Annotated in this window: 21 protein-coding genes; 8 read left to right on the top strand and 13 right to left on the bottom strand. The window is 71.0% G+C overall.

From position 1 onward, the window contains the following. Positions 1-26: 26 nt before the first annotated feature. Both Ari01nite_RS46035 and Ari01nite_RS46030 read right to left on the bottom strand, forming a co-directional pair. Positions 27-401: a helix-turn-helix domain-containing protein gene (locus Ari01nite_RS46035; RefSeq protein WP_203790662.1), complete on the bottom strand. Its 375-nt coding sequence runs from the start codon at positions 399-401 to the stop codon at positions 27-29. Next, on the bottom strand, positions 398-751 hold the full coding sequence (locus Ari01nite_RS46030) for a hypothetical protein (protein WP_203790661.1): 354 nt from the start codon (positions 749-751) through the stop codon (positions 398-400). Before Ari01nite_RS46030 ends, Ari01nite_RS46035 begins: the two co-directional genes overlap by 4 nt. 301 nt (positions 752-1052) lie before the next feature. Between Ari01nite_RS46030 and Ari01nite_RS46025 the strand changes: the two genes are divergently transcribed. Further along, positions 1053-2552: a CoA-binding protein gene (locus Ari01nite_RS46025; RefSeq protein ID WP_275410942.1), complete on the top strand. Its 1500-nt coding sequence runs from the start codon at positions 1053-1055 to the stop codon at positions 2550-2552. Between the two features lie 71 nt (positions 2553-2623). On the opposite strand, the gene Ari01nite_RS46020 is transcribed toward Ari01nite_RS46025, so the two are convergent. Further along, positions 2624-3010, bottom strand: coding sequence for a CBS domain-containing protein (locus Ari01nite_RS46020; RefSeq protein ID WP_203790659.1), 387 nt, complete (start codon positions 3008-3010; stop codon positions 2624-2626). 656 nt (positions 3011-3666) lie between these two features. Between Ari01nite_RS46020 and Ari01nite_RS46015 the strand changes: the two genes are divergently transcribed. Next, complete coding sequence (locus tag Ari01nite_RS46015) at positions 3667-4098, top strand: CBS domain-containing protein (RefSeq protein ID WP_203790657.1); 432 nt, start codon at positions 3667-3669, stop codon at positions 4096-4098. Beyond that, positions 4095-5237, top strand: coding sequence for a carboxylate-amine ligase (locus Ari01nite_RS46010; RefSeq protein WP_203790655.1), 1143 nt, complete (start codon positions 4095-4097; stop codon positions 5235-5237). Before Ari01nite_RS46015 ends, Ari01nite_RS46010 begins: the two co-directional genes overlap by 4 nt. Positions 5238-5295: 58 nt before the next feature. On the opposite strand, the gene Ari01nite_RS46005 is transcribed toward Ari01nite_RS46010, so the two are convergent. Together Ari01nite_RS46005 and Ari01nite_RS46000 are read right to left on the bottom strand one after the other, a co-directional pair. Beyond that, positions 5296-5799: a hypothetical protein gene (locus Ari01nite_RS46005; RefSeq protein ID WP_203790653.1), complete on the bottom strand. Its 504-nt coding sequence runs from the start codon at positions 5797-5799 to the stop codon at positions 5296-5298. 124 nt (positions 5800-5923) lie between these two features. Next, positions 5924-6427 (bottom strand): PNPOx family protein, encoded by a 504-nt coding sequence (locus Ari01nite_RS46000; RefSeq protein WP_203790651.1) that lies wholly within the window; start codon positions 6425-6427, stop codon positions 5924-5926. A 141-nt stretch (positions 6428-6568) separates the two neighbouring features. Here Ari01nite_RS46000 and Ari01nite_RS45995 point away from each other — a divergent pair, with 141 nt between their 5' ends. Beyond that, on the top strand, positions 6569-7462 hold the full coding sequence (locus Ari01nite_RS45995; RefSeq protein ID WP_203790649.1) for a class I fructose-bisphosphate aldolase: 894 nt from the start codon (positions 6569-6571) through the stop codon (positions 7460-7462). Positions 7463-7721: 259 nt separating this feature from the next. On the opposite strand, the gene Ari01nite_RS45990 is transcribed toward Ari01nite_RS45995, so the two are convergent. Continuing rightward, positions 7722-8660 carry a universal stress protein gene (locus Ari01nite_RS45990; protein WP_203790648.1) on the bottom strand — a complete coding sequence of 313 codons (939 nt, stop codon included), beginning with the start codon at positions 8658-8660 and terminating at the stop codon, positions 7722-7724. Between the two features lie 188 nt (positions 8661-8848). Between Ari01nite_RS45990 and Ari01nite_RS45985 the strand changes: the two genes are divergently transcribed. Continuing rightward, positions 8849-9673 (top strand): universal stress protein, encoded by an 825-nt coding sequence (locus Ari01nite_RS45985; RefSeq protein ID WP_203790646.1) that lies wholly within the window; start codon positions 8849-8851, stop codon positions 9671-9673. 47 nt (positions 9674-9720) lie between these two features. Here the strand turns inward: Ari01nite_RS45985 and Ari01nite_RS45980 are convergent, their stop codons facing one another. The 4 genes from Ari01nite_RS45980 to Ari01nite_RS45965 are packed head-to-tail and all read right to left on the bottom strand — an operon-like array spanning position 9721 to position 14969. After that, positions 9721-10323 carry a CBS domain-containing protein gene (locus Ari01nite_RS45980; RefSeq protein WP_203790644.1) on the bottom strand — a complete coding sequence of 201 codons (603 nt, stop codon included), beginning with the start codon at positions 10321-10323 and terminating at the stop codon, positions 9721-9723. A gap of 4 nt (positions 10324-10327) precedes the next feature. Then, complete coding sequence (gene gap / locus Ari01nite_RS45975) at positions 10328-11344, bottom strand: type I glyceraldehyde-3-phosphate dehydrogenase (protein WP_203790642.1); 1017 nt, start codon at positions 11342-11344, stop codon at positions 10328-10330. Positions 11345-11370: 26 nt separating this feature from the next. After that, the gene (locus tag Ari01nite_RS45970) at positions 11371-14070 is read right to left on the bottom strand and encodes a cation-translocating P-type ATPase (RefSeq protein ID WP_203790640.1); all 2700 of its coding nucleotides are present in this window, start codon (positions 14068-14070) and stop codon (positions 11371-11373) included. An 8-nt stretch (positions 14071-14078) separates the two neighbouring features. Beyond that, positions 14079-14969, bottom strand: coding sequence for a universal stress protein (locus Ari01nite_RS45965; RefSeq protein ID WP_203790638.1), 891 nt, complete (start codon positions 14967-14969; stop codon positions 14079-14081). Between the two features lie 173 nt (positions 14970-15142). On the opposite strand from Ari01nite_RS45965, the gene Ari01nite_RS45960 reads away from it, so the two are divergent. From Ari01nite_RS45960 to Ari01nite_RS45950, 3 genes are all read left to right on the top strand, one after another. After that, positions 15143-16054: an ABC transporter ATP-binding protein gene (locus Ari01nite_RS45960; RefSeq protein WP_203790636.1), complete on the top strand. Its 912-nt coding sequence runs from the start codon at positions 15143-15145 to the stop codon at positions 16052-16054. Further along, positions 16044-17672: an ABC transporter permease gene (locus Ari01nite_RS45955; RefSeq protein WP_203790634.1), complete on the top strand. Its 1629-nt coding sequence runs from the start codon at positions 16044-16046 to the stop codon at positions 17670-17672. Before Ari01nite_RS45960 ends, Ari01nite_RS45955 begins: the two co-directional genes overlap by 11 nt. 102 nt (positions 17673-17774) lie before the next feature. Then, on the top strand, positions 17775-18938 hold the full coding sequence (locus Ari01nite_RS45950) for a hypothetical protein (RefSeq protein WP_203790632.1): 1164 nt from the start codon (positions 17775-17777) through the stop codon (positions 18936-18938). A gap of 81 nt (positions 18939-19019) precedes the next feature. On the opposite strand, the gene Ari01nite_RS45945 is transcribed toward Ari01nite_RS45950, so the two are convergent. From Ari01nite_RS45945 to Ari01nite_RS45935, 3 genes are all read right to left on the bottom strand, one after another. Next, on the bottom strand, positions 19020-19898 hold the full coding sequence (locus tag Ari01nite_RS45945) for a universal stress protein (RefSeq protein ID WP_203790630.1): 879 nt from the start codon (positions 19896-19898) through the stop codon (positions 19020-19022). A gap of 101 nt (positions 19899-19999) precedes the next feature. Next, a complete protein-coding gene (locus Ari01nite_RS45940) occupies positions 20000-20407 on the bottom strand; it encodes a universal stress protein (protein WP_239163591.1) in 408 nt (135 codons plus the stop codon). 134 nt (positions 20408-20541) lie between these two features. Further along, on the bottom strand, positions 20542-20808 hold the full coding sequence (locus Ari01nite_RS45935; RefSeq protein WP_203790626.1) for a GlsB/YeaQ/YmgE family stress response membrane protein: 267 nt from the start codon (positions 20806-20808) through the stop codon (positions 20542-20544). Positions 20809-20823: the final 15 nt, after the last annotated feature.

The following is a 20823-nucleotide window of genomic DNA, read 5'->3' as shown; positions in this document are numbered from 1 at the left end:
TGAGTGAGGAGAGGGTCGGCCCGGGATCAACCCCCGGGCCGATCTGATTCCGGCTTACCTCCCTCGCAACTGCGGACGAAAGCGAGGTAGACCTCGGTCAGCGCCTGTCGTTGCCGGGCCGTGAGCCGGGGATCCGCAGCGATCGCGGCAAGCACGGCCAGCGGAGCCTCGCCGTCGGGCGCCGCCTCCCGGCGCAGCACGTCGGCGGTTGTCCGCAATGAATCAGCGATCGCGTGCAACACCCGATCGGACGGCGCCCGCAGCCCCCGCTCGATCTGCGACAGGTACGGGCCGGAGATGCCCACCATCGAGGCGAACTGGCGGATCGGCAACTCGGCCAACTCCCGGCGCCGGCGGATGATGTCACCGAGGTCCGGCCCGAGACGTGCGACGCGGGTCATGACGGCCGCTCCTTCCGGCAGATCCCGGCGATCTCGTCGGCGATCACCGGCTGCAGCGCGGCCGGCAGATCGTGTCCCATACCGGTGAAGACCACGAGTTGACGGAGCATCGGCCGCCGATCCGTAGCGGTCATGATCGCAGCAAGTTGCCGGCGCACGCCGTCCGGGTCGTGCGCCTGGTCGAAGCTGCGTACCGCGGCGTCGCGGATCCACTGGTCGTCACGCGGATATCCGGTCGAACCGATCACCCGGAAGACCCGGACCATGTCCGGCAATCCGTAACCGCTCACCGGACCCTCCACCTCGAACGCGATCTCGATCGGACCGTTGTGTGCCGTTCCGGTGCTCATCACATCAGCCTCCCTCGCTGCACCCGACAGCACACGGGCCGGAGGTCCCGGTGCCCGGAGCTAACGGCTCCCTTGCCCATATCGGCGGGATTGCCCGAGTCAGCGCAGGACGCCAGGAGAATCCTTCGCTCGCCCGTCGTGCCCGGCGGGACCATCGACCCTGTTCGCTGGCTTCCGGCCGGTGCCATGCTGCGATTCCTGAGTCTCCCGGCGGCATCGCCGTCTACAGCGGTCCGTTGCCATTCCGCCGGACCGCGCGGAGGCTGTTGGAGCAGCACGCGAGGACATCCGGAGGTCAACGATGACCAAGGTGACGCCCACGTCCGCACGCACCGCCCTGACCCACGCCTCTGATCAGCCTGACGTTCGAGGTGCCGTCGGTGCGCTCGGCCACCCGCGCGGTGCTGAGCCCTCCTCATTGCGCCGCGTGCTGGCGCCGCGATCGGTCGCCGTCGTGGGAGCGGGAAGCCGGCACGGCGGCACCGGCCACGAGGCCCTCCGCGCGCTGCGTGACTACGGGTTCGGCGGCAGGCTCCTCGCGGTCAACGGGTCCGGCCGCCCGGTATGCGGCGTACCCACCTATCCCTCCGTCGCTGCCCTGCCCACCAGGGTCGACCTTCTGGTCGTGGCCGTTCCTCCGGCGGAGATACCGGACGTGCTCGGCAGCGGCGCCCGCGTCGGCGCCCAGGGCGCCGTCCTGCTGGGGGAACGATTGGCTGAACAGGATCGCATCCAGGTCCTGCGCGCCGCCCGGCAGCACCATGTCCGCGTCCTCGGTCCATCCTGCCTGGGCGTTCTCAACGCCGCTCCGGCGGTGCGGCTCAACGCCAGCCTTTCGCCGGCGCGGCCGCCCAGCGGAGGGCTGGCCCTAGCGGTGCAGTCCGGCGCCCTGGGCATCGCGCTGCTGGAGCAGGCGGTCCGCGACCACTGCGGCGTATCGACCCTCGTCTCGCTGGGGCAGGAGCTCGACGTCTCCGTCGACGAGCTCTTCAGCTACTGGCTCGACGACCCAGCGACCCGGGCGATCGCGCTGTCCCCCGAGTCCTTCGGTGATCCAGCGACCTTTGCCTCGGTGGCCCGGACGCTCGGCAACCGCAAGCCGGTACTCCTGACCGGACACGCCCAACCGGCGACAGCCGACGAGGAAGCGTTACGCAGCGCTGGCGTCATCCGGACCGCCGGCATCGGAGAGACCTTCGACACCGCCCGGATGTTGCTCGATCAACCCCTTCCTGCCGGCAACCGGATGGCGATCGTCGGCAACGCCGACGGCCTCACCAGGTTCACCGCTGATACGGCGCGAGTGCACGGGTTCAACATCGTGCCGCTGAGTGGACCAACCCGTGCCCAGCTGCCGATCCGGATCGGTTCGACGCGCTGCGACAACCCGGTCGGCCTGGGCGTCGATACTCCGGCCGACCGCCTGGCGAATGTCGTCGAGACGATCGCCAACAGCAACGAGGCAGACATCCTGCTGCTGACCCTGGTCGGCAACCGCTCGAACGTGCTCGCGGCGAACGTGGCGGCGCTGGCGCCGGTGCTCGACGACCACGCCCACCTCACCATCGCCGCGGTGGTCATCGGCGGCCGAGATCACCTGCACCGGCTGGGTCCCGCGGGCGCCCCCGTGTTCCGTGGGCCGGAGGAGGCCGTGCGTGCCGTGGCGAATGCCCGTGACTATGCCGCATGGCGGCTGGAATCCCCGCAAGTCCGGCGTTTCGTCGTCCGGCCCGTCTACCGGGGTCGCACCGTGCCGTCACGGCCCGCCCGAGCCGGCCGCGGGCCTCGCGGGTCCTCCTGAAGACCCAGGCCGGCCGTTCGGTGTCAGGTGATCTCTCCACTCCGGTTCAGGGCGTCAGGTCGTTCCGGCGGTCAGCCGGGGACGTCGTCGAAGTCGTACCTCAGGCGCGACGTCACATCCACCACTCCAGCGACCTGATGGGTCAGCTTCACGACCAACTCCCTGGATGACCAGCGGTCGACCTCCCCGGACAGCGTGACCACACCGTTGACCACCGCGACGTCGACGGTCGCGAGATCTGCGGCAAGGAAGCTGCCCAATACGCCGGTCTCGACGTCGGACAGGATCTCGGCGTCCGAGCGGAGGTGCACCTTCAGCAGGTCGGTCCGGGTGACGATGCCGCGCAGCCGGCCCATGTCGTCGACCACGGGCAGCCGTTTGACCCCCGCGCCGTCCAGCTTCCGGGCCGCCGCGATGATCGACGTGCCGCTGACCACCACGACGGCCGGCGAACTCACTTCTCCCCCTCGTCAGGCTAAGAAGCCCGGAAAGACGCACGGCAGGGCCATCCGGCAGGGCTGTGGGGGTCCTCGGCCTCGAACTCCCGACCGGCTCAGTACCACCGTCCGGCGAGCATGGTGACGAAAGCCTCTACGGGCGTCCCGACACCGCACGCATCATCTGAGGTGACGAAGACTGACATTCGGAGCGGCAGGCTGTGATGACCGAACTGACGTGCCGCGTTTTCGCCATCCAGCTCTCCAATCGAGTGCTGGCCGTCGCGGAGCAGCGGCTCGAAGCGGCGCGGCGCCGCTTCCTCGAGCTGTGCGCCTGACATCGCACCCCAACCGATCGGAGGTGAGCGCGGTGCGGCAGTCGATCCGGCTCGGGACAGCACACGGTATACCGGTCGGCGTGCACTGGTCGACCGTCCTTATCCTGTTCCTGCTCACCCAGGGCTTGGCGGTGGGCCTGCTGCCCGCGGCAGCCGGCGGGTACGCCATCGTGGCCTACTGGCTGGCAGCGGCGGGCTTCACCGGGCTGTTCCTGATGGCCCTGCTGGCCCACGAGTACGCACACGCCCGCACCGCCCAGCATTACGGCATCCGGGTCCGCGCCATCACTCTCTGGCTGCTCGGCGGCGTCTTCGAAATCGACGGCGACCCTCCGGTTGATGTCCGCACCGCCCGTTTGCGGGTACGCCGGCCAGACCGTAACCGCATTCGGCGCGGCCGTCGCGGCCGCGCACCCGCATCGCGGCTATCCCGTGGTCGACCTCGACGGGAACCTCGTCGGCCTGGTCACGACCGCGACGCTCGCCCGAGTGCCGGCCGGGCAGCGATCGGCGACCCGCCTCGGCCAGGTGTCCGTTCCGATGTCCCGCCTCGCCGTCGCCCAGCGCGGAACGCCGCTCCGTGACCGATCCGCCCGGCCGGCCGGACCACTGCGTATGACCGTCATCCTCGACGGTGCCCGGCCTTGTGGTGTGCTGACCGCGGGCGACCTGAGCCGCGCGCTCGCGGTCGCCATGCTGGGTGAGGTGCCGGACCGATCCGCAGGCACCGAAACGGTGCCGCCCTTCCTCAGGGAAGGAGAGACACGATGAGGCCGCCGACGTTCGGTGTCGAGGAAGAGTTCCTGCTTCTCCATCCACTCACCGGTCGACCGGTGCCGGCCGCGCCCCGGGTGCTCGGTCTGTTGCGGGGCCGCTCCGGACCTCGTGCCGAATTGATGCGTTACCAGCTCGAGACGGCGAGCCAGGTCTGGGTCACCCCGGACGACCTGCGCCATGAGCTTCAGCACCTCCGGCTACTCGTCGGCGACGCCGCTCGGTCCTGCGGGTGCCGCCTCGTCGCGAGCGGTTCCTCACCCTTCCGGACACCAGGTCTCGCCGCCCTCACCGACAAGCCGCGATACCGCGAGATGGCGCGGCGCTACCCGGGCCTCACCGCACTGTCCGGCACCTGCGGCTGCCACATCCATGTCGGCGTGCCGTCACGCGACCTCGGCGTCGGTATCCTCGCCCGGCTCCGGCCGTGGCTGGCGACCTTGCTGGCAGTGAGCGCGAACTCACCACTCGAGAACGGCCGGGACACAGGTTGGGCGAGCCGCCGCTACGCTGCGGTAGCGCATTGGCCGACCGCCCGGGTGCCGTCGGTATGGCCCGGCGCTGCCGACTACGACCGGTTCATTCGCAGGCTGATCGCTCGCGGCGCGGCGATGGACGAACGCAACGTCTACCTGTTTGCCCGGCTGTCGCCTCGGTATCCGACCATCGAGGTTCGGATCGGCGACGTCTGTGCCGATGTGGACACGGCGGTGTCGTTGGCGGTTCTCGTCCGGGCGCTCGTGGTGACCGCAACCCGGGAGATCCACACTGGCCGGCCGCCGCTACCGCTGCACCGGCAGGGCATTCAGCGTGGTCTGGTCGCGGCCGCGGTACACGGGCTAACCGGTCCGGGCGTCGATCCGTTCACGGGTGTCCGGACCGATCCCGTGCAGCTCGTGATGCGCCTGGTCGAGTACGTCGGCGACGCGCTCGTCGCGCTCGGGGACCAGGAGATCGCGGAAGGGTTGTCCGAGGTGGTCGCGACCCGGCGCACCGGAGCCTCGTGGCAACGGGCCGCCTGGCACCGTGCTGCTACCCCTTCCGCCCTGGTGGCTGAGCTGGCGGTCACCACGGGCGTCCCGGTTGAGGGTCAGCGGCCGGGGAACGTCAGGTCCTCGGGGCTGCCGGACAGGTAACCGTGCCGATGTTCCAACTCGGTGTCGTCGAACTGCCGGGTGAGTTCGTCGACCACGGTCACGACACCGGCGACCTCCCCGGGTGAACCTCCGACGATGTCGCCGTTCGGCGGCCTCGGCGGTCAGGAGCTTGGCGACCAGCACGCCCTCCAGGCTCTCCGGCCGCGCCTCCACCTCCCGGGTCCGCTTTTGCCACCGACAGCGGGCAGCGAGCGCGACGCCTCACAGCACGGAACACACCGGTTTCTCGTGCTCCATGCGGCGCTGCCAAGACGAGCAGGCCGCAACGACGCGAGGCCGCCGCCAGCACGATTGCGGCGTCGATTCCGGCGCGGACCGAAACGGTCACGGGCACCTGGGGGTATTTCTCCGCCCAGCGTTCGATGAGATCGGTCAGCTCCCCCGTCGGTAGGACGTTCGCGGCCTGTTCCATGAGCAAGACATGCAACGCCACGCCGTGGTCCTGCGCCACTGCGAAACCATGCCGCACCACGTCCTCGGCCGAGTCGACGGTAAGGATGCCGGCCGTGACCGTACCGCTGTCCTCGATGGGGTGCGCCATAGCTGCCTCCGTGGCTCCCCCTCAGCGTCCCGCCGCCGCCGTCGCGGCGGCAGGGCCGAAGGTCCCGCCTACGCACGGGATTCCGGCCTGCCGTGGCTCGGCGCCATCGAGGTGTTGCGCCTGATCAGCCGACCGGGATCCGGGCCCGCGATCGTGCCGGCTCCCGCATCGCCCACAGCGGGACACCGAGACCATAGGTCAGGTAGTGCCCGAAGGGTCTGACCTCGAGCACCGCGCAGGCGGAACGACGCTCGGCGGGAACGACACGGGCGAGGCGCGGCATACCGGCAAGCACGTCCCCCGGATGCACCACCGCCACCGCGCGGAAGCTGACCGTCGCCGGTGGGATGGGAAGCAACAGCGACATGATGCCGCCACGGCGGATCGGCACGGTGACGGCAACTTCGCCGTCCATCGCGATGTGTCGTGCCTTCCAGCTGTCCTGGGCCACCACGACGAACATCCGTCCCTGGTCCACGACGTAGACCACGCCACTGGAGCGTGGCGTGCCCGCCGGGGTGACATGGCTGAGCACAGCGAATGACGAGTGGGTCACCGCGCGCCAGACGTCCGCGGCGGTCAACCGGGATCGGGCACCGCCGCCCTTCTGCAGAACCGACATGGTCATGATGCTCCTCCTTCGCCTCTCAGCCCTACCGCGGCGCCCGAGGTACGGAGCAGTGCCGATCGACCGGGCGCTGCAGGCCACGTGGCCCTGACGGCGCGGCAGCGCACCGGACACGGTGAAGGTATTGGAAAGGAGTACGCCATGAGCGCACGGCAGCGGCTGGCCGACTGCGGGCTGAGCGCGGGCAAGAAGGCTCGCCTGCATCGCATTCTGTACAAGCACGGACTGTGCAACGGCACGGCCCTGTTCCTGCCGTATGACCAGGGACTCGAACACGGACCGCGGGACTTCTTCGCCGACCCGGTCGCGGCGGACCCGAGGTACATCGTCCGGCTCGCTCTCGAAGGTGGATTCAACGGCATCGTCATCCAGGTCGGGCTGGCCGAGAAGTTCTACTGGGATTTCGCCGGCGAGGTGCCGCTGATCCTCAAACTGAACGGCAAGACCGACATACCCAGTGACGCCCGTGCCCTGTCCCCGCTGCACGCCTCGGTGGAGGATGCGGTACGGCTCGGCGCAGACGCCGTCGGTTACACCCTGTACGTCGGCTCCCCGGCACAGGATGCCGACTTCGCGCAATACCGCAAAGTCCGGGAGCAGGCACAGCGGCTCGGGATGCCGCTGATCGTATGGGCTTACCCACGCGGCGAGGCCGTCGAGCACAAGGGTGGAAAGGACTCCTTCTACGCCGTGCACTATGCCGCGCGGGTCGCGAGTGAGCTGGGCGCCGACATGGTCAAGGTGAACTTCCCCCACCCGGAGAAACGCGTGGACGTACCGGCCGCGTACGCCGACGAGTTCAGCAGCCAGGAGGCGATGGACGCCGTCGTGCAGGCGGCGAACCGCACGCTGGTGCTCGTCTCCGGCGGCAGCCGGACCGGCGACGACGTGATGTTCGAGAAGGCGCACGAATCGATGGCGGCCGGCGCGACCGGGCTGATCTTCGGACGTAACATCTGGCAACGCGATCACGACGAGTCACTGCGCTTCGTGGAGCGGCTACGCCAGATCCTCGCCAAGTACCCGACTCCGTAAACGGAGACCGCCATGAGGGCCCTCGGCGGACCTACGCACGCCTTCGGGCTCAGCCGCCCGGGCACCCGACAGGATGCCACCCGCCAGGACAGCGTCCGGCGAGGCGCCGCCGACGCGGGCATCCGCGAGTACCTCGACGTCTTCGCCACAACTCACCGGCCTGCTGGACGGCGAAGCCGCTCGGGCCCGGCAGTGGGCGACCGCATTGGCCGCGCTCCTGCTCACCCAGCGCCAGTCCGCGTGACCGGTACAGCGACAGTCAACGTGGGTCGGCCGGTGCCGGCCCACTTCGCGCCACTGCCGGGTCGGCAACCGGCCATCCCGCCGGAACAAGTGCGGCCGGACAGACTGCCTGGCGCATAGCGGCGGGCCGGGCGAATGGGGAACCGTACAGCAGCTCGGCGAAGCGCCCGCGCCGGCCGATCCCGGCCACCAGCAGCTGCCCGCGACGCGACGCCCGCGCGACGGTATAGGCGATGTCGAGGTCGGGCACGACGAGCCGGTCCACCGCCACCTCCGGGAACCGGGTGGTCCAGGACGCGAGAGCCTCGGCCAGCGCATGCTCGGCCGCCGCACGTTCACCCGCGTATCCGCCGGGAACGACCACCGGCGCCACGCCTTCCGCGGCACCCGGACGGGTCCACATGTGAATCACCACGAGCCGCGTGCCACGCAGCGCGGCCTCGCGGAACGCGTAGCCGAGGGTGGCCGCCCCCGACGGCCGCGCCGACGCCGCCACCACGACCGGACCGTCGTGGGTTATCACGCCGCGATGTACGAGCAGCGGGCACTGGCTGTGGTGCGCCAGATAGGCCGCCGTCGAGCCCCAGCTGGTACGCGCCGGTACGTCGTCGCGGGATCCGACGACCAGGAGTCGGCCCTGCGCCGAGTACTGGGTGAGCACGGTCGCAGCGCCGCCGTCGACCAGTTCGGTGCTGATCGGCAGTTCCGGTCCGGCGAGCCGGGCCCGCTGCGCCGCGACCCGGAGCAACCGCCGGCCGTCGGCCGGGGACGGGACCACGCCACGGCTACGGAACACACCTGTGTAGCGCCCGGGCCAGACATGCAAGACGAGCAGGGCTGCCCGGTGGCGCACCGCCTCCTGGACGGCAAGATCCAACGTAGCCGGCGTGGTGCGCGAGCCGTCCACCCCGACCACAACAGGCCCGGATTGCGGTGCCGATACCTCGCTGCTCATACCTGAACGCTAGGCGGCCCGCCGAGGGGCCAGTACGGCTGGTGGACAGTGCCACCCGGGCCATTCGTCCCGACCGCACTCGACCGCGGGCGGCATCCGGGACCTACGGCACCCGAGCCAGAGACCTGACGCCCTGCCGGCAACCATCCGCGCGGCCGACGATCGGAGCAGGTCGAAGGGAGTCTGCCATGACCATCATCGTCGGTACCGACGGCACGCACTCGGGAACAACGGCCGTGGACTGGGCCGCTGCCGAGGCGCAGCGAAGGAACACCGGCCTGCGAATCGTGCACGCCTACGACTGGGACTGGTACGAGTCCCGCCTCGACATCGGCAGCGAGTACATGGACGTGACCCGCGTTCTCGCGGAAGCGGTCGTGGCCGCGGCAGCGGACCGGGCACGGCAGACCGCACCCGGCATCGACGTGGAAACCGACATTCTCATCGGCCGCGCGGGTCCCCAGCTTTTCAAGGCGGCCCACGGCGCCGAGTTGCTCGTCCTCGGCGCCCACGGTCGCCGCGGCGTGGCCGGGCTGTTCCTGGGCTCGGTGAGCCGGCGGCTGGTCACCCACTCCCCTTGCCCGATCGTCGTCGTTCCCGGTCCGGGCGCGGCGGACGGCCCCGTCGCGGCCGGCGTGGACGACTCGCCTGCGGCCGACGACGTGTTGCGTACCGCTTTCGAGACGGCGGACCGATGGGGTTGCCCGCTGGTGGTGTTCCGTGCTTCCGGGCCCGCCGTTCCCGCCTGGCTGTTCGGCCTGTTGCCCGTCCTCCGACCGGCGGCCGACGATGTCGGCGAGAACGCCCGCCTCGAGGAGCAGGTCAGGCCGTGGCGGGCCCGGTACCCGAGGGTCCGGGTCGAAGCCGTGCTGACCCGCGACAGCGCAGCCGGCGCGCTGACGGCCGCCTCGCACTGGGGCCGGGCAGTCGTGCTGGGCTGCCCACACGGATCGGCCGGCCTCCAGCTGATGCATCAGCTGGAGTGCCCGGTCGTGGTGGCTCACGCCGGCTGACACCACGAGCCCGGGGTGTGTACCCCGGGCTTCGTCAGATGCCGGTGTCATGCACCGATGTCGACGGCGGCCACGCCCGGCACGGTGCGCGCCAGTACGGCAACAACGGCCTGCTCGTTCTCGTCGCGGAACTTGCCCGCGATCCGCGCGACGCCGCCTACCACGGTTGCCGCCCAGCGCTGCTCACCGTCGCTGTACTCGTCGAGGCGATGCTGCACGTCGGCGGTCAGCACGTCGTCGGTGCGCACCATGGCGCGCAGGATGTCCCGGCGGCTGATGATGCCGACCAGCGTGCCGTCGTCGAGGACCGGCATGCTGCGGACATCCCGGTCGAGCATCATCTCGGCCACCTCGGCCACGTCGGCGTCCGGCCTGGTGATCACCGGGTACGGCGACATGACCTCACCGACGGCGTGCGGCCGGTTCGCCGGGTCGACGTCCGGCCGGCGTTGCAGGTGGGCAGTGGGGTCCGAGGGCACGTGATGCCACAGCAGGTCACCCTCGCTGACCACACCGACCAGCGCGCCACCGGCGTCCACGACCGGCAGGGCGGTGACGGCCTTCGTCGTCATCAGCTCCGCCGCGCTCTCCACCGTCGTGCTCTGTTCCACGGTGTAGACGGGACTGCTCATAATGTCCTTGGCGCGCATGACGTCACCTCCGCGCCATCAACTTCGTCAGGTCGACGAGGCGGTTCGTGTAGCCCCACTCGTTGTCGTACCAGCCGAACACCTTGGCCAGACGGCCCTGCGCCTGGGTCAGACCCGCATCGAACACGCAGGACGCCGGATCGCCGACGATGTCGGTGGAGACGAGCGGCGCCTCCGAGTAGCGGATGATGCCGTCCATCGGCTGGCCGGCGGCTGCCGCCACCGCCACGGCCTCGTTGATCCGGCCGGCGGTGACTTCCGTGCCGAGCACCAGCGACAGGTCGCTGACCGAGCCGTCCACCACCGGCACCCGCAGGGCGACGCCGTCCAGGCGGCCGGCCAGCTCCGGCAGGACCAGGCCGACTGCCTTGGCGGCCCCGGTGCTGGTCGGAATGATGTTGACGCCGGCCGCCCGGGCGCGACGCGGGTCCTTGTGCGGCGCGTCGAGCACGTTCTGGTCGTTGGTGTAGGCGTGCACGGTGGTCAGATAGCCCTGTTCGATTCCGAACGCCTCGTACAGCACCTTGAGCAACGGCGCAACGCAGTTCGTCGTGCACGAGGCGGCCGACAGGATCTGGTGTCGCACCGGGTCGTAGCTGTCCGCGTTCACACCGGGCACGAGGGTGGCGTCGACGCCCTTGCCGGGAGCCGAGATCAGCACCCGGCCGGCACCGGCCTTGAGGTGCAGCGCCGCGTCCTCGCGGGTACGCAGCTTGCCGGTGGACTCGATGACAAGGTCGACACCGAGGTCGGCCCAGGGCAGCTCATCGGGACGGCGACGGGAGAAGGTCGGGATGGTGTGCCAGCCCACGACCAGCTTGTCGTCGTCGTGACCGACCTCGGCATCGATGCGGCCGAACGTCGAGTCGTACTCCAGCAGGTGGGCGAGCGTGGCGGCATCGTACAGGTCGTTGATCGCCACCACCTGAAGGCCCTCGTTGGCCAGCGCCTTGTCCGCCAGCCGGCGCAGGTAGTTCCGGCCGATCCGGCCAAAACCGTTGATTGCAATGCGGTAGGTCATGGTGTCCTCCGAGGTCGTTCGTCTCCTCAGCGTTTCGCTGCGGCGGCCGCACGGGCAGGGCCGAAGGTCCCGACGGAGCGGGACGCCCTGCCCCGCCACCGGAACAGCTCATCGGCCGCCCAGACGACAACCGGGAACGGCAGCAGGACGAGCAGATGTACCGGCTCCAGCGCGGCGGTACCGAACACCGCCTGCAGCGGAGGCAGGTAGATGACCGCGGCCGCGAAGGCCACCTCGAACGCGATCCCGGCCAGCAGCAGCCGGTTGCTCAGTAGCCCGATCGAGCGCAATGACGCGTGCTCGGTGCGGGCGGCGAACGCGGTGCCGATCTGGCAGGCCACGATGCCCGCGAAAGTCATAGTGGTGGCCTGCCGGTACGCCTCGTGCAGCGCGCTGCCGGTGCCGACTGGAACTCCCGGCTGCCAGCCGGCCCGCCACAGCGACCAGAAGTAGCCGGCGACCACCAGTACGGCGGAGACCACGCCGAGTACCCCCCATGCCCGTAACAGCAGCCGCCGGTCGATCACCCCGGAGCTGGGCGACCGCGGCGGCCGGCTCATCAGCCCCGGCTCGGCGCGTTCCCGGCCCAGGGCCAGCGCGGGCAGCGTCTCGGTGCCGAGGTCGATGGCGAGAATCTGCAGCACGGTCAGCGGCAACGGCACCGCACCACCGGACAACGCAAAGATCAGAAACGGCACCACCTCGGGAACCGCGTGGGCAAAGATGTAGAGCACGAACTTGCGGACGTTGTCGAAGACCCGCCGTCCCGCGTCGACGGCCCGCACGATGGTGGCGAAATTGTCGTCGGTGAGCACCATCGTCGCCGCCTCCCGCGCGACGTCGGTCCCGGAACGGCCCATGGCGACGCCGATGTCCGCGTGTCGCAGCGCCGGTGCGTCGTTGACCCCGTCGCCGGTCATCGCCACGATCTGGCCCGTCGCGCGCAGCGCCTCGCAGATCCGCAGCTTGCCCTCCGGAGACGATCGGGCAAAGACCACCTCGCCGGGACGGGCGAGCAGGGAGTCGAGGTCGGCTTCGGTCATCCGGTCCAGCTCGGAACCGGTCACGATCCGCATGCCACCGCGACCGATGCCGGCCTGCCTGGCGATCTCGGCAGCGGTCGGGCCGTAGTCACCCGTGATGACGTGCACCCGGATGCCCGCTTCGTGCGCCGCAGTGACCGCCGCCGCCACCTCCGGACGCAGCGGGTCCACCATGGCGACCAGGCCCAGCAGAGTCAGGTCCCGCTCCGCGGACGCGCGATCGGCGGGCAACCCGGCCGCCGGCCGGCTGGCGACGGCCAGAACGCGCAGGCCGGAGGCGGCATACCGATCCGTGGCGGCGGCGAGCCCGGCGCGCACCTCGGGAGACAGCCCGGCCGCCTCGCCGCCGGGCAGCCGTACCCGAGTGCACAGCGGCAGCACCGACTCGAGTGCGCCCTTGGTGTGCACCTCGTCGCCGTCCACCGTACTCATCCGCATCAGCCGCGCATCGAAGGCGTAGAGCGCCCGCCGGCCGCGGTCGCGGTCGGCGGGCCGGACCGGTACCCGCAAATCGGCCGCATGCCGCAGCAGGGCGAGCTCCGTCGGGTCCCCGGCGTCCGCGGCCGTGGTGCACAGCGCGGCGGCGTACGCGAGCGGCCCAGCCCGCGGGTCCGCCGGATCAACCTCGGCGCCGGGCAGCCACAGCCGGGCGACACGCATCCGGTTCTCGGTCAGAGTGCCGGTCTTGTCGGTGCAGATCACCGTGGTGGAACCCAGCGTCTCCACCGCGGACAACCGTTTGACCAAGGCACCGTCGCGGGCCAGCTCGCGTACGCCGCCCGCCAGCGCCAGCGTGATCGTCGGCAGCAGGCCCTCCGGCACGTTGGCCACGATCAGGCCGATGGTGAAACTGATTGCTGCGGCCCAGCCCAGCCCGGACACCACCCCGATGGGCAGAAACGCGGCCCCGGCTGCCACCGCAACGGCTGCGATGATCCAGGTGGCGCGTCGCACCTGCCGCTCGAGGGGACTCGGGCCGGTGTGGCCACGCTGCGACAGGGCCGCGATCCGGCCGATCTCGCTGTGCATCCCGGTGTGCGTCACCACCGCCCGGGCCAGCCCGGTGAGACAGGCAGTCCCGCTGAACACCAGCTCGCGAGCCTCCAGCAACGGTCCCGGCGCGAAGTCGGCGTCCGCGGTCCGTGCGGCGGGAACGGATTCACCGTTGAGCGCAGAAAGATCCAGTGTCAGCTCGCCGTCGAGCAGCCGGCCGTCGGCACAGACCCGGTCACCCTCGGCGAGTTCGATGACGTCCCCGGGCACCAGGTCGCGCGCCGGCACCTCGACCACTACGCCGTCACGCAGGGCTCGGGCGGCGGCCGGCAGGTACGCGGCGAGGGCCTCGACTGCCCGCTCGGCCTGCCGTTCCTGCGCGAACGCAAAGCCGGCGTTGAGCAGGATGACCGCCACCACCGCCCAGGCCAGCTCGGGTGCACCGCCGAGCCAGGCCAGCACGGCGGCCACCATCAGGAGCACGGCCAGCGGCTGGGTGAATTGAGCGCGCAGCTGCGCCGGCCAGGTTCGAGCGGCGCGCCGGGTGAGCTCGTTGGGCCCGTACACGGTCAGCCGGCGCGCCGCCTCACGGGCGCCCAGGCCATCGGCGGAGGTGCGCAGATCACGGAACAGCTGGGCCGGCGGCCGGCGGCCGTCCACCGTGCCGTTCTCAGCCAGGGTGTCGGTCATGCGCCTGCTCAATCGACCAGGAAGACCGGGCAGTAGGCGCGTTGCAGCGCGGCCCGGCTCACCGAGCCGAGAAGCGCCACCGGACTCCCGGCCGCACCCCGGCGGCCCAGCACGATCGCCGCCGCCCGGTTCGAGACGTCGATCAGCGCGGTCACCGGGTCGGCAGGAACCGTCCGGTAGTGCACCCGGACACCCTCGACGGTGTCCGTGCGACCGACCGCCGCCCCGTCCGGATGCGCCCGCAGCACCACCAGGTCGCACCTGCGGACCCTGGCCTCGGCCAGAGCAAAGACGGCCGATGGGGTGTTCAGGTCAGCCCGTTCCGCGGCCAGGACGATCGGGCGTTCGCCGAACCCCGGCCCGGGCGGCCAGCCCGGCACCCGGACAACCAGAACAGGTCCGGGGTGCTGCGCGGCCACTCGGTCGCCGACGCTCAGTCCGAAGGCCGTCCCGGCTCCGCCGTGCCGGTGCCCCACCACCACCAGCGTCGCGTTCCGCCCCTCGGCGAGCAGCAGGTGAGCCGGGCTGCCCACGGCCAGGCGCCTGGTCACCGCCACCGACGGCGAACAGGCGTGCACCCGTGCAGCGAGCCGTTCGAGCAGACGCGCGCCGGTTTCCCGCGTCGTCTGCTGTCGCCCGCCGGAGCGCTGGACGTGCAGTATCCGGAGATCCCATCCCCGCAGTTCGGCCTCGATCGCGGCGTGGTCGACCGCCGAATAGCTGGCGGGCGACTCGTCCGCGCCGACAAGAACCACCCCGATCACCTCGCCCGCCCGAGCGGGCATGGCAACCGGCTGCTCCGGACGGTGTCCCACCGCACCCAGGTACCGGTTGACGGCCTCGCCGAACCGGGTGGGGCGGCTGTCCACAAGTGCCCGGTATCTTTCAAGGTCATGCATGGCGGGCCTCCCCACCGTCGCGTCTCTCTCCACCACAGCGCGAATTCCGGCCGGCTGCCAGGGCCGTTGGTCCCCACGCGGCCACGCCGCGCCGGCCGCACCGGGGCCGAATGCCGTCCGAGTCGGGACCTTCGGCGCTGCCGGGTTCGCGGCACCGGGTCGAGCATGACCACATGGCCACCATCGAGGTACGCGACCTCGCCCGCGCCTACGGGCCGGTGCGGGCCGTCGACGGCGTCACCTTCACGGTCGACGACGGGGAGATATTCGCACTGCTCGGCCCGAACGGTGCCGGCAAGACCACCACGGTGGAGATCCTCGAGGGATACCGCACCCGGGATGCCGGCACCGTGCAGGTGCTGGGCTTCGATCCGGCGAACGGCGGCGCGGCCTACCGCGCCCGGATCGGCGTGGTGCTCCAGTCGGCCGGGTTCGAGGAGGAGTTCACCGTACGGGAGCTCGTCCGGCTCCAGACCAGGCTCTACCCCCGGCATCACGATCCCGATGAACTGATCGACCTGGTCGGGCTGTCCGCCAAGCGAACCACCCGGGTGAAGAACCTCTCCGGCGGTCAGCGCCGCCGGCTCGACCTCGCGCTCGGGTTGGCCGGCGCACCCGAGTTGCTCTTCCTCGACGAGCCCACCACTGGTTTCGACCCGGCCGCCCGGCACCGCGCCTGGGATCTGGTGGCCGGCCTGCGCGATCTGGGCACCACGATCCTGCTGACGACCCACTACCTGGAGGAGGCGCAGCGTCTCGCCGACCGCGTCGGCGTGCTGCGGGCCGGGCGGTTGGTCACCATCGGGACCCCGGAGGAACTGCGGGTCCACAGCGAGCTGCCCACGGTGATCAGCTTCGGGCTGCCGCAAGATGTCGGCGTACGGGAGATACCGCCGTTGAACGTACCGGTTGGTGTCCAGGACGGACGCGTGTACGTCCGGACCCGGGATCCGGTGCCCGACGCCGCCCGCCTCACCGGGTGGGCGGACGCCCGCGGGCTGGCGCTGCCCGACCTCGCGGTCACCCCGCCCACGCTGGAGGACGCCTACCTGGCACTGACCGAGGAGGCCGATGATGGTCGTTGACGAACGTGTCACCGCGCCGCGGCAGGTCCGGCGGCGAGCCGTTCTCCGGCCGCTGACCACCCACGCGGTCCGTGCGTTCCTGCGCAATCCGCTCGCCGCGTTCTTCACGCTCGGCTTCCCGCTGGCGTTCCTGGTCATCGTCGCGTCGATCGTCGGTGATCAGCGCACCGAGACGGGCGTGCCCATCGCCCAGTTCCTGGTGGCCCCGTTCGCCGTCTTCGGCGTCGCGCAGGGGTCGTTCACGCTCCTTGCCGTGGACATGGCCGGAATGCGGGAAAGTGGCGTCCTCGCTCGCCTGCGCGGAGCACCGGTACCACCGTGGACCGTGCTCGGCGCCCGGGTCGGTGCGGCGCTGGTCGCATCTGCCCTGGCCGTGACGCTGCTGACCGCCGTCGGCGCGATCGCGTACGACGTCGAAATCGTCTGGCGCAAGGTGCCCGCCATGCTGGTGACCCTCGGGCTGGGGGTGGCCTGCTGCACGGCATTGGGTGTGGGGCTCGCGACCCTGACCCGGAGCGTGCAGTCCGCGCAAACGCTCGCGCAGGGCGTGCTGATCCCGCTGGCGTTCATCTCGGATGTGTTCATCGTCGGTGCCGAGCTGCCCCGCTGGTTGTCGATGATCGGTTCCGCGCTGCCGCTCAAGCATTTCGCCCAGGCCATGGCGGAGACGTTCGACCCGGCCGGTGGGTACGGCTTCGCACCCGGGCATCTGGCCGTGCTGGCGGCCTGGGGACTGGCCGGTGCACTGGTCGCCGCCCGGTGGTTCGGCTGGCAGCCGCGCGGCGCCCGTCCGTCGCGGACCGCCGTGGAGCCGGCGGCCCGGCCGACCGCGCGCCTGTCGGCACCGAACCGGACGCCCGCCACGGCGGCGCGGATGCTGGCCGGCCAGATCGGGTACGCGCTGCTCGGCCTGCGCCGGGACCGGCTCTCGGTGTTCTTCGCCGTGATCTTCCCAGCGCTGCTGCTGGTGCTCTTCCCCACCGTGTTCGGCGACGGACAGGTGCACGGCCTGGCGATGGCGCAATACCTGTTCGCCGGCATGGTCACCTACACCGTGGCCCTCGCCGGATACGTCGACCTGCCCGAAGGCGTGGTGGGTGCCCGCTCCGCGGGGGTCCTCAAGCGGCTCCGAGGCACGCCCCTGCCGTTCCGCGCCTACCTGGCCGGCCGCGTCGGAGCCGCACTTATCAGCGCCGGGTTGGCCGCCGCCGTACTGGCTGCCGTGGGAGTGGGTTTTCTCGGCGTCCGGGTGCCACTCGCGCACGTCCCGGCCCTCATCCTGGCCATCGGTGCCGGGACCCTGTGCTTCGCGGCGCTCGGCTTCGCCCTCACCACCCTGCTGCCCTCGGCCCGCTCGCTGGTGGCCATCACCCTCGGTACGCTGCTGCCGCTCTGCTTCCTCTCCGAGATCTTCGTGGTGGGCGATCAGCCGCTACCGGCAACTCTGACGACAATCGCCGACGTGTTTCCGCTCCGGCACCTCATGCAGGTGACGCTCGCCGCGACCCGGCCCGACGGGACCGGCTCGGGAGTCGCCTGGACACACCTCGCCGTACTCGCCGTGTGGACCGTCGCGGCTCTGCTGATCGTCCGGCGGCGGCGCGGCGCCCTCGCCTGAGAGCAGATGGGCCTACCGGAACGCGACGAACTCCTCTGGCTGCCGGCCACGGCCGGCAGCACGGTGGGGGGAGACGTTACGTCGCGATGTGGGAGGTGCGTGATGTCCAACCGACCCACTCTTCAATTCCCGGCACCGTCCGGGCATCCGGTACGCAGCTCCCGCCGCGCCTGGCGTACGGCCGCGGTCGCGCTGCTCAGTACCCTGGTGCTCCTTCTACCCATCGTCATGTACCTGCTGCTCCACGACGGTGATCGGGAAACACCGGCACCCGGCGACGCGGCACCCACCCCGGCGACGGCCACCTCGCCGCCGTCAACGACCCGTCCGCCCGCGGGTGCGCCGAACGGCCGCATCTCGCTGACCACCCTCGGGAACAGCACGGTGGAGATCCCCGCGTGGCCGGCAGACAACCTGCAGGGACCGTCCGGCAGGGTTCACTTCCGCGACGGCGCCGTGCAGATCCCGCAAACCGGGACGGCCCCCGCCCACCGGCCGCCGAAGGGGATGGAGCTGGTCATCCTCGCCGTGACGTACGGCGACGTCGATCGGGATGGTGCCGACGAGACGGTGGCCGAAATCGGTTGCCTGACCGAGGGCGGAAGCAAGCAGATCGTCGCGTTCGACCGGAACGCGGCCGGCCGCATCGTCACGATGGGCCGCGTCGTCGCAACGACCGGCGAAATCCGTGACATCGACACCGGCAGCACGCGGATCGGCACCAGCGGCACTGTCACCACGCGGGTCGGCGACTACCAGGTGTGCTGCGGGGACGAGACCCCGCAGGTCTGGCAACACCGCGGATACCGCTGGCAGGGCGCCCGCTTCCACCAGGTAGCGGGACCGACCCGGATGACCGCCAATCCCGCCCTGACCGAGACCTCGGTCGCCGCGGGCTCGATCGTGCTCGGCCCGGTCGTCGACGGCTACCGCTACGGCACGCTGACCGTCACGGTCCGGCACGGCTGGGGCACCCGCCCCGCGAACCTCGCGATCGAGTTCTTCCCGGGCTCCGGTCTCGAGCGGGCCGGCTCGTCCTGGCCGCCGGTCACCACCCCGCCGACCAGCCCCGGATTCGTTGTCGCTGTCGCGCCGCCGCCGGCCCGCGGCACGGCGAGTCACACGTTCGCGGTTCGTCGCCCGGCCACGGTCACCGGCCGCACCCTCGAACTCGAGGTGTACGGCACCACCGCGGCCTCCGTCCGGCTGGCCGAGTCGAACCCGTGGAACAACGGCGTCACCGTACCGATCCGCGCCGTGGACTGATCCGACCTCCGGCGATTGCCGACCAGGCGGGCGACCTCCATCGTGGTGGTCGCCCGCTTGAACCTGTCCGGCCAGGCCTCGTCAGGATTTCCGCGCCACCGGGCGGACGATGTACACCGGGCACTCCGCGTGCTGCAACAGCTGCAGCCCGGCGGACCCGAGCAGCGACCCGGCGATCACACCGTGGCCACGACTGCCCACCATCACGAGTTGGGCCTGCGCCGACGCCTCGACCAGGGCCGCGGCGGCGCTGTCGTGTGTCAGCACGACGTCGACCGGCACCTCGGGATACTTGGCGCGCCAGGGCGCCAGCTGCTCGTCCAGGTTCGCCCGCTCCTCCGCGTCCGCCGCCGGGGTCTCCACGTCGGCCGCCCGTACGTTCTCCAGCCACAGCGGAATCACCGGCAGGTACGACCGGATCACCCGCAGCGCGGCACCCCGTGCGGCCGCTGCCTCGAACGCGGTCTCGAGAACGAGGTCCGCCGCCGGTGAATCATCGACGCCGACGGCCACCGGGCCTTCGGTCGCGTCGCCGCGGCCGCGCACCACGACCACCGGGCACCGGGCGTGGGTCGCGACCCGCTGGCTCACCGACCCCAGCAGGAGACTGGCGAACCCTCCGCGTCCGCGGCTGCCCAGCACCATCAGCTCAGCCTGCTCCGACTCCTGGAGCAACCGTGCCCCGGCGTGACCGATGACCGGATCGCCCTCGATCTCGAGACTCCGGGCCACCACGCGCGCCTCGAACTCGGCACCGGCCGTGATGCTCTCGGCCTGCTCGCGTGCCAGATCCAGATAGCCGTGACTCGTGTCGAACCGGGCCTCGCGCCACTCCCAGTCGAAGACGTGCGTGACCCGCAGCGGCAGGCCACGACGCTGCGCCTCGTGCGCCGCCCACCGGACCGCCTTCTTGCTGGAGTCGGTGCCGTCGGCACCGACGACGATGGGATAGGGCCTCATGACCGCTCCTTTCCTCCTTTCCCTGAGCGTGCGCCGCTCAGGGAAAGGAGGGCAGGGCGGCTCGTCCCGTCCCGGCAGGCCGGAGGTCCCGGCGCCGCCGTTCAGTATTTGCCGCGTACCACGACGACCGGACAGTGCGCGTGCTGGGCGCAATGCTGGCTGACCGAGCCGAGCAGCGTCCCGCCGAAGCCTCCGTGCCCGCGAGAGCCGACGACGAGGAGCGCGGCGTGGTCCGAGGCGTCGATCAGTACCTGCGCCGGATGCCCGGGTGCCACCGTCTCGACCACCGTGAGGTCCCGCTCGTCATCGCCGACGGTCTCCTGCACCGCGCGCCGGAGCTGCTTCTCGGCGGTGGCCGCGAGATCGTCGTACGGGATCACCCCCCAGGCGGCGTAGGCCGGGATATCCCAGGCGGTGACGGCGTGCACCCGGGCTCCGGTGAGCCGCGCCTGGGCGACCGCCCAGCGCAGGGCGGCTCGGGCGGCTGGTGAGCCGTCCACCCCGACCACGACATCGGTCCTTGCGGAGTCATGCACAACCCGTTCCTGCGACATGGCGGGCCTCCGTTCGTTGCCTCCATCGCAACCCGGCCCGCGCCGCCGCACCAGGGACGATGGACCTCACCCAGCCCGGACTAAGGAGATCAATGGCGGCGGCCTCGCGCGCCGGCGACGGCCGCCACGCCCGCAGCTGCCAGTCCGATCTGCAGAGCCAGCTCGATCCAGTCGATGCCAGGCGTCTCGTCGACGCCCACGGCGGCGGCCAGGAAGGTGCCGATCAGCGCGGCGACGACGCCGATGACGAGGGTGAGCCAGATCGGAATGTTCTGCTTGCCGGGAACGACCAGCCGACCGAGCGCGCCAATGATCAGACCGATGATGATTGCGGTGAAGATGCCGGTGATTTCCACATTCCGCTCCTTGAT

The organism is Paractinoplanes rishiriensis, from assembly GCF_016862375.1.
Classification (GTDB): Bacteria; Actinomycetota; Actinomycetes; order Mycobacteriales; family Micromonosporaceae; genus Actinoplanes; species Actinoplanes rishiriensis.
Note: the sequence above shows the minus strand (reverse complement) of the source record. Positions and strands in the feature narration are given on the sequence as shown.

Excerpts from the sequence above, each read along its gene's own strand:
- Ari01nite_RS46035 (WP_203790662.1), bottom strand. The coding sequence starts at position 401 with ATGACCCGCGTCGCACGTCTCGGGCCGGACCTCGGTGACATCATCCGC.
- Ari01nite_RS46030 (WP_203790661.1), bottom strand. The coding sequence starts at position 751 with ATGAGCACCGGAACGGCACACAACGGTCCGATCGAGATCGCGTTCGAG.
- Ari01nite_RS46025 (WP_275410942.1), top strand. The coding sequence starts at position 1,053 with ATGACCAAGGTGACGCCCACGTCCGCACGCACCGCCCTGACCCACGCC.
- Ari01nite_RS46015 (WP_203790657.1), top strand. The coding sequence starts at position 3,667 with ATGTCCGCACCGCCCGTTTGCGGGTACGCCGGCCAGACCGTAACCGCA.
- Ari01nite_RS46010 (WP_203790655.1), top strand. The coding sequence starts at position 4,095 with ATGAGGCCGCCGACGTTCGGTGTCGAGGAAGAGTTCCTGCTTCTCCAT.
- Ari01nite_RS46005 (WP_203790653.1), bottom strand. The coding sequence starts at position 5,799 with ATGGCGCACCCCATCGAGGACAGCGGTACGGTCACGGCCGGCATCCTT.
- Ari01nite_RS46000 (WP_203790651.1), bottom strand. The coding sequence starts at position 6,427 with ATGACCATGTCGGTTCTGCAGAAGGGCGGCGGTGCCCGATCCCGGTTG.
- Ari01nite_RS45995 (WP_203790649.1), top strand. The coding sequence starts at position 6,569 with ATGAGCGCACGGCAGCGGCTGGCCGACTGCGGGCTGAGCGCGGGCAAG.
- Ari01nite_RS45990 (WP_203790648.1), bottom strand. The coding sequence starts at position 8,660 with ATGAGCAGCGAGGTATCGGCACCGCAATCCGGGCCTGTTGTGGTCGGG.
- Ari01nite_RS45985 (WP_203790646.1), top strand. The coding sequence starts at position 8,849 with ATGACCATCATCGTCGGTACCGACGGCACGCACTCGGGAACAACGGCC.
- Ari01nite_RS45980 (WP_203790644.1), bottom strand. The coding sequence starts at position 10,323 with ATGCGCGCCAAGGACATTATGAGCAGTCCCGTCTACACCGTGGAACAG.
- gap (WP_203790642.1), bottom strand. The coding sequence starts at position 11,344 with ATGACCTACCGCATTGCAATCAACGGTTTTGGCCGGATCGGCCGGAAC.
- Ari01nite_RS45970 (WP_203790640.1), bottom strand. The coding sequence starts at position 14,070 with ATGACCGACACCCTGGCTGAGAACGGCACGGTGGACGGCCGCCGGCCG.
- Ari01nite_RS45965 (WP_203790638.1), bottom strand. The coding sequence starts at position 14,969 with ATGCATGACCTTGAAAGATACCGGGCACTTGTGGACAGCCGCCCCACC.
- Ari01nite_RS45960 (WP_203790636.1), top strand. The coding sequence starts at position 15,143 with ATGGCCACCATCGAGGTACGCGACCTCGCCCGCGCCTACGGGCCGGTG.
- Ari01nite_RS45955 (WP_203790634.1), top strand. The coding sequence starts at position 16,044 with ATGGTCGTTGACGAACGTGTCACCGCGCCGCGGCAGGTCCGGCGGCGA.
- Ari01nite_RS45950 (WP_203790632.1), top strand. The coding sequence starts at position 17,775 with ATGTCCAACCGACCCACTCTTCAATTCCCGGCACCGTCCGGGCATCCG.
- Ari01nite_RS45945 (WP_203790630.1), bottom strand. The coding sequence starts at position 19,898 with ATGAGGCCCTATCCCATCGTCGTCGGTGCCGACGGCACCGACTCCAGC.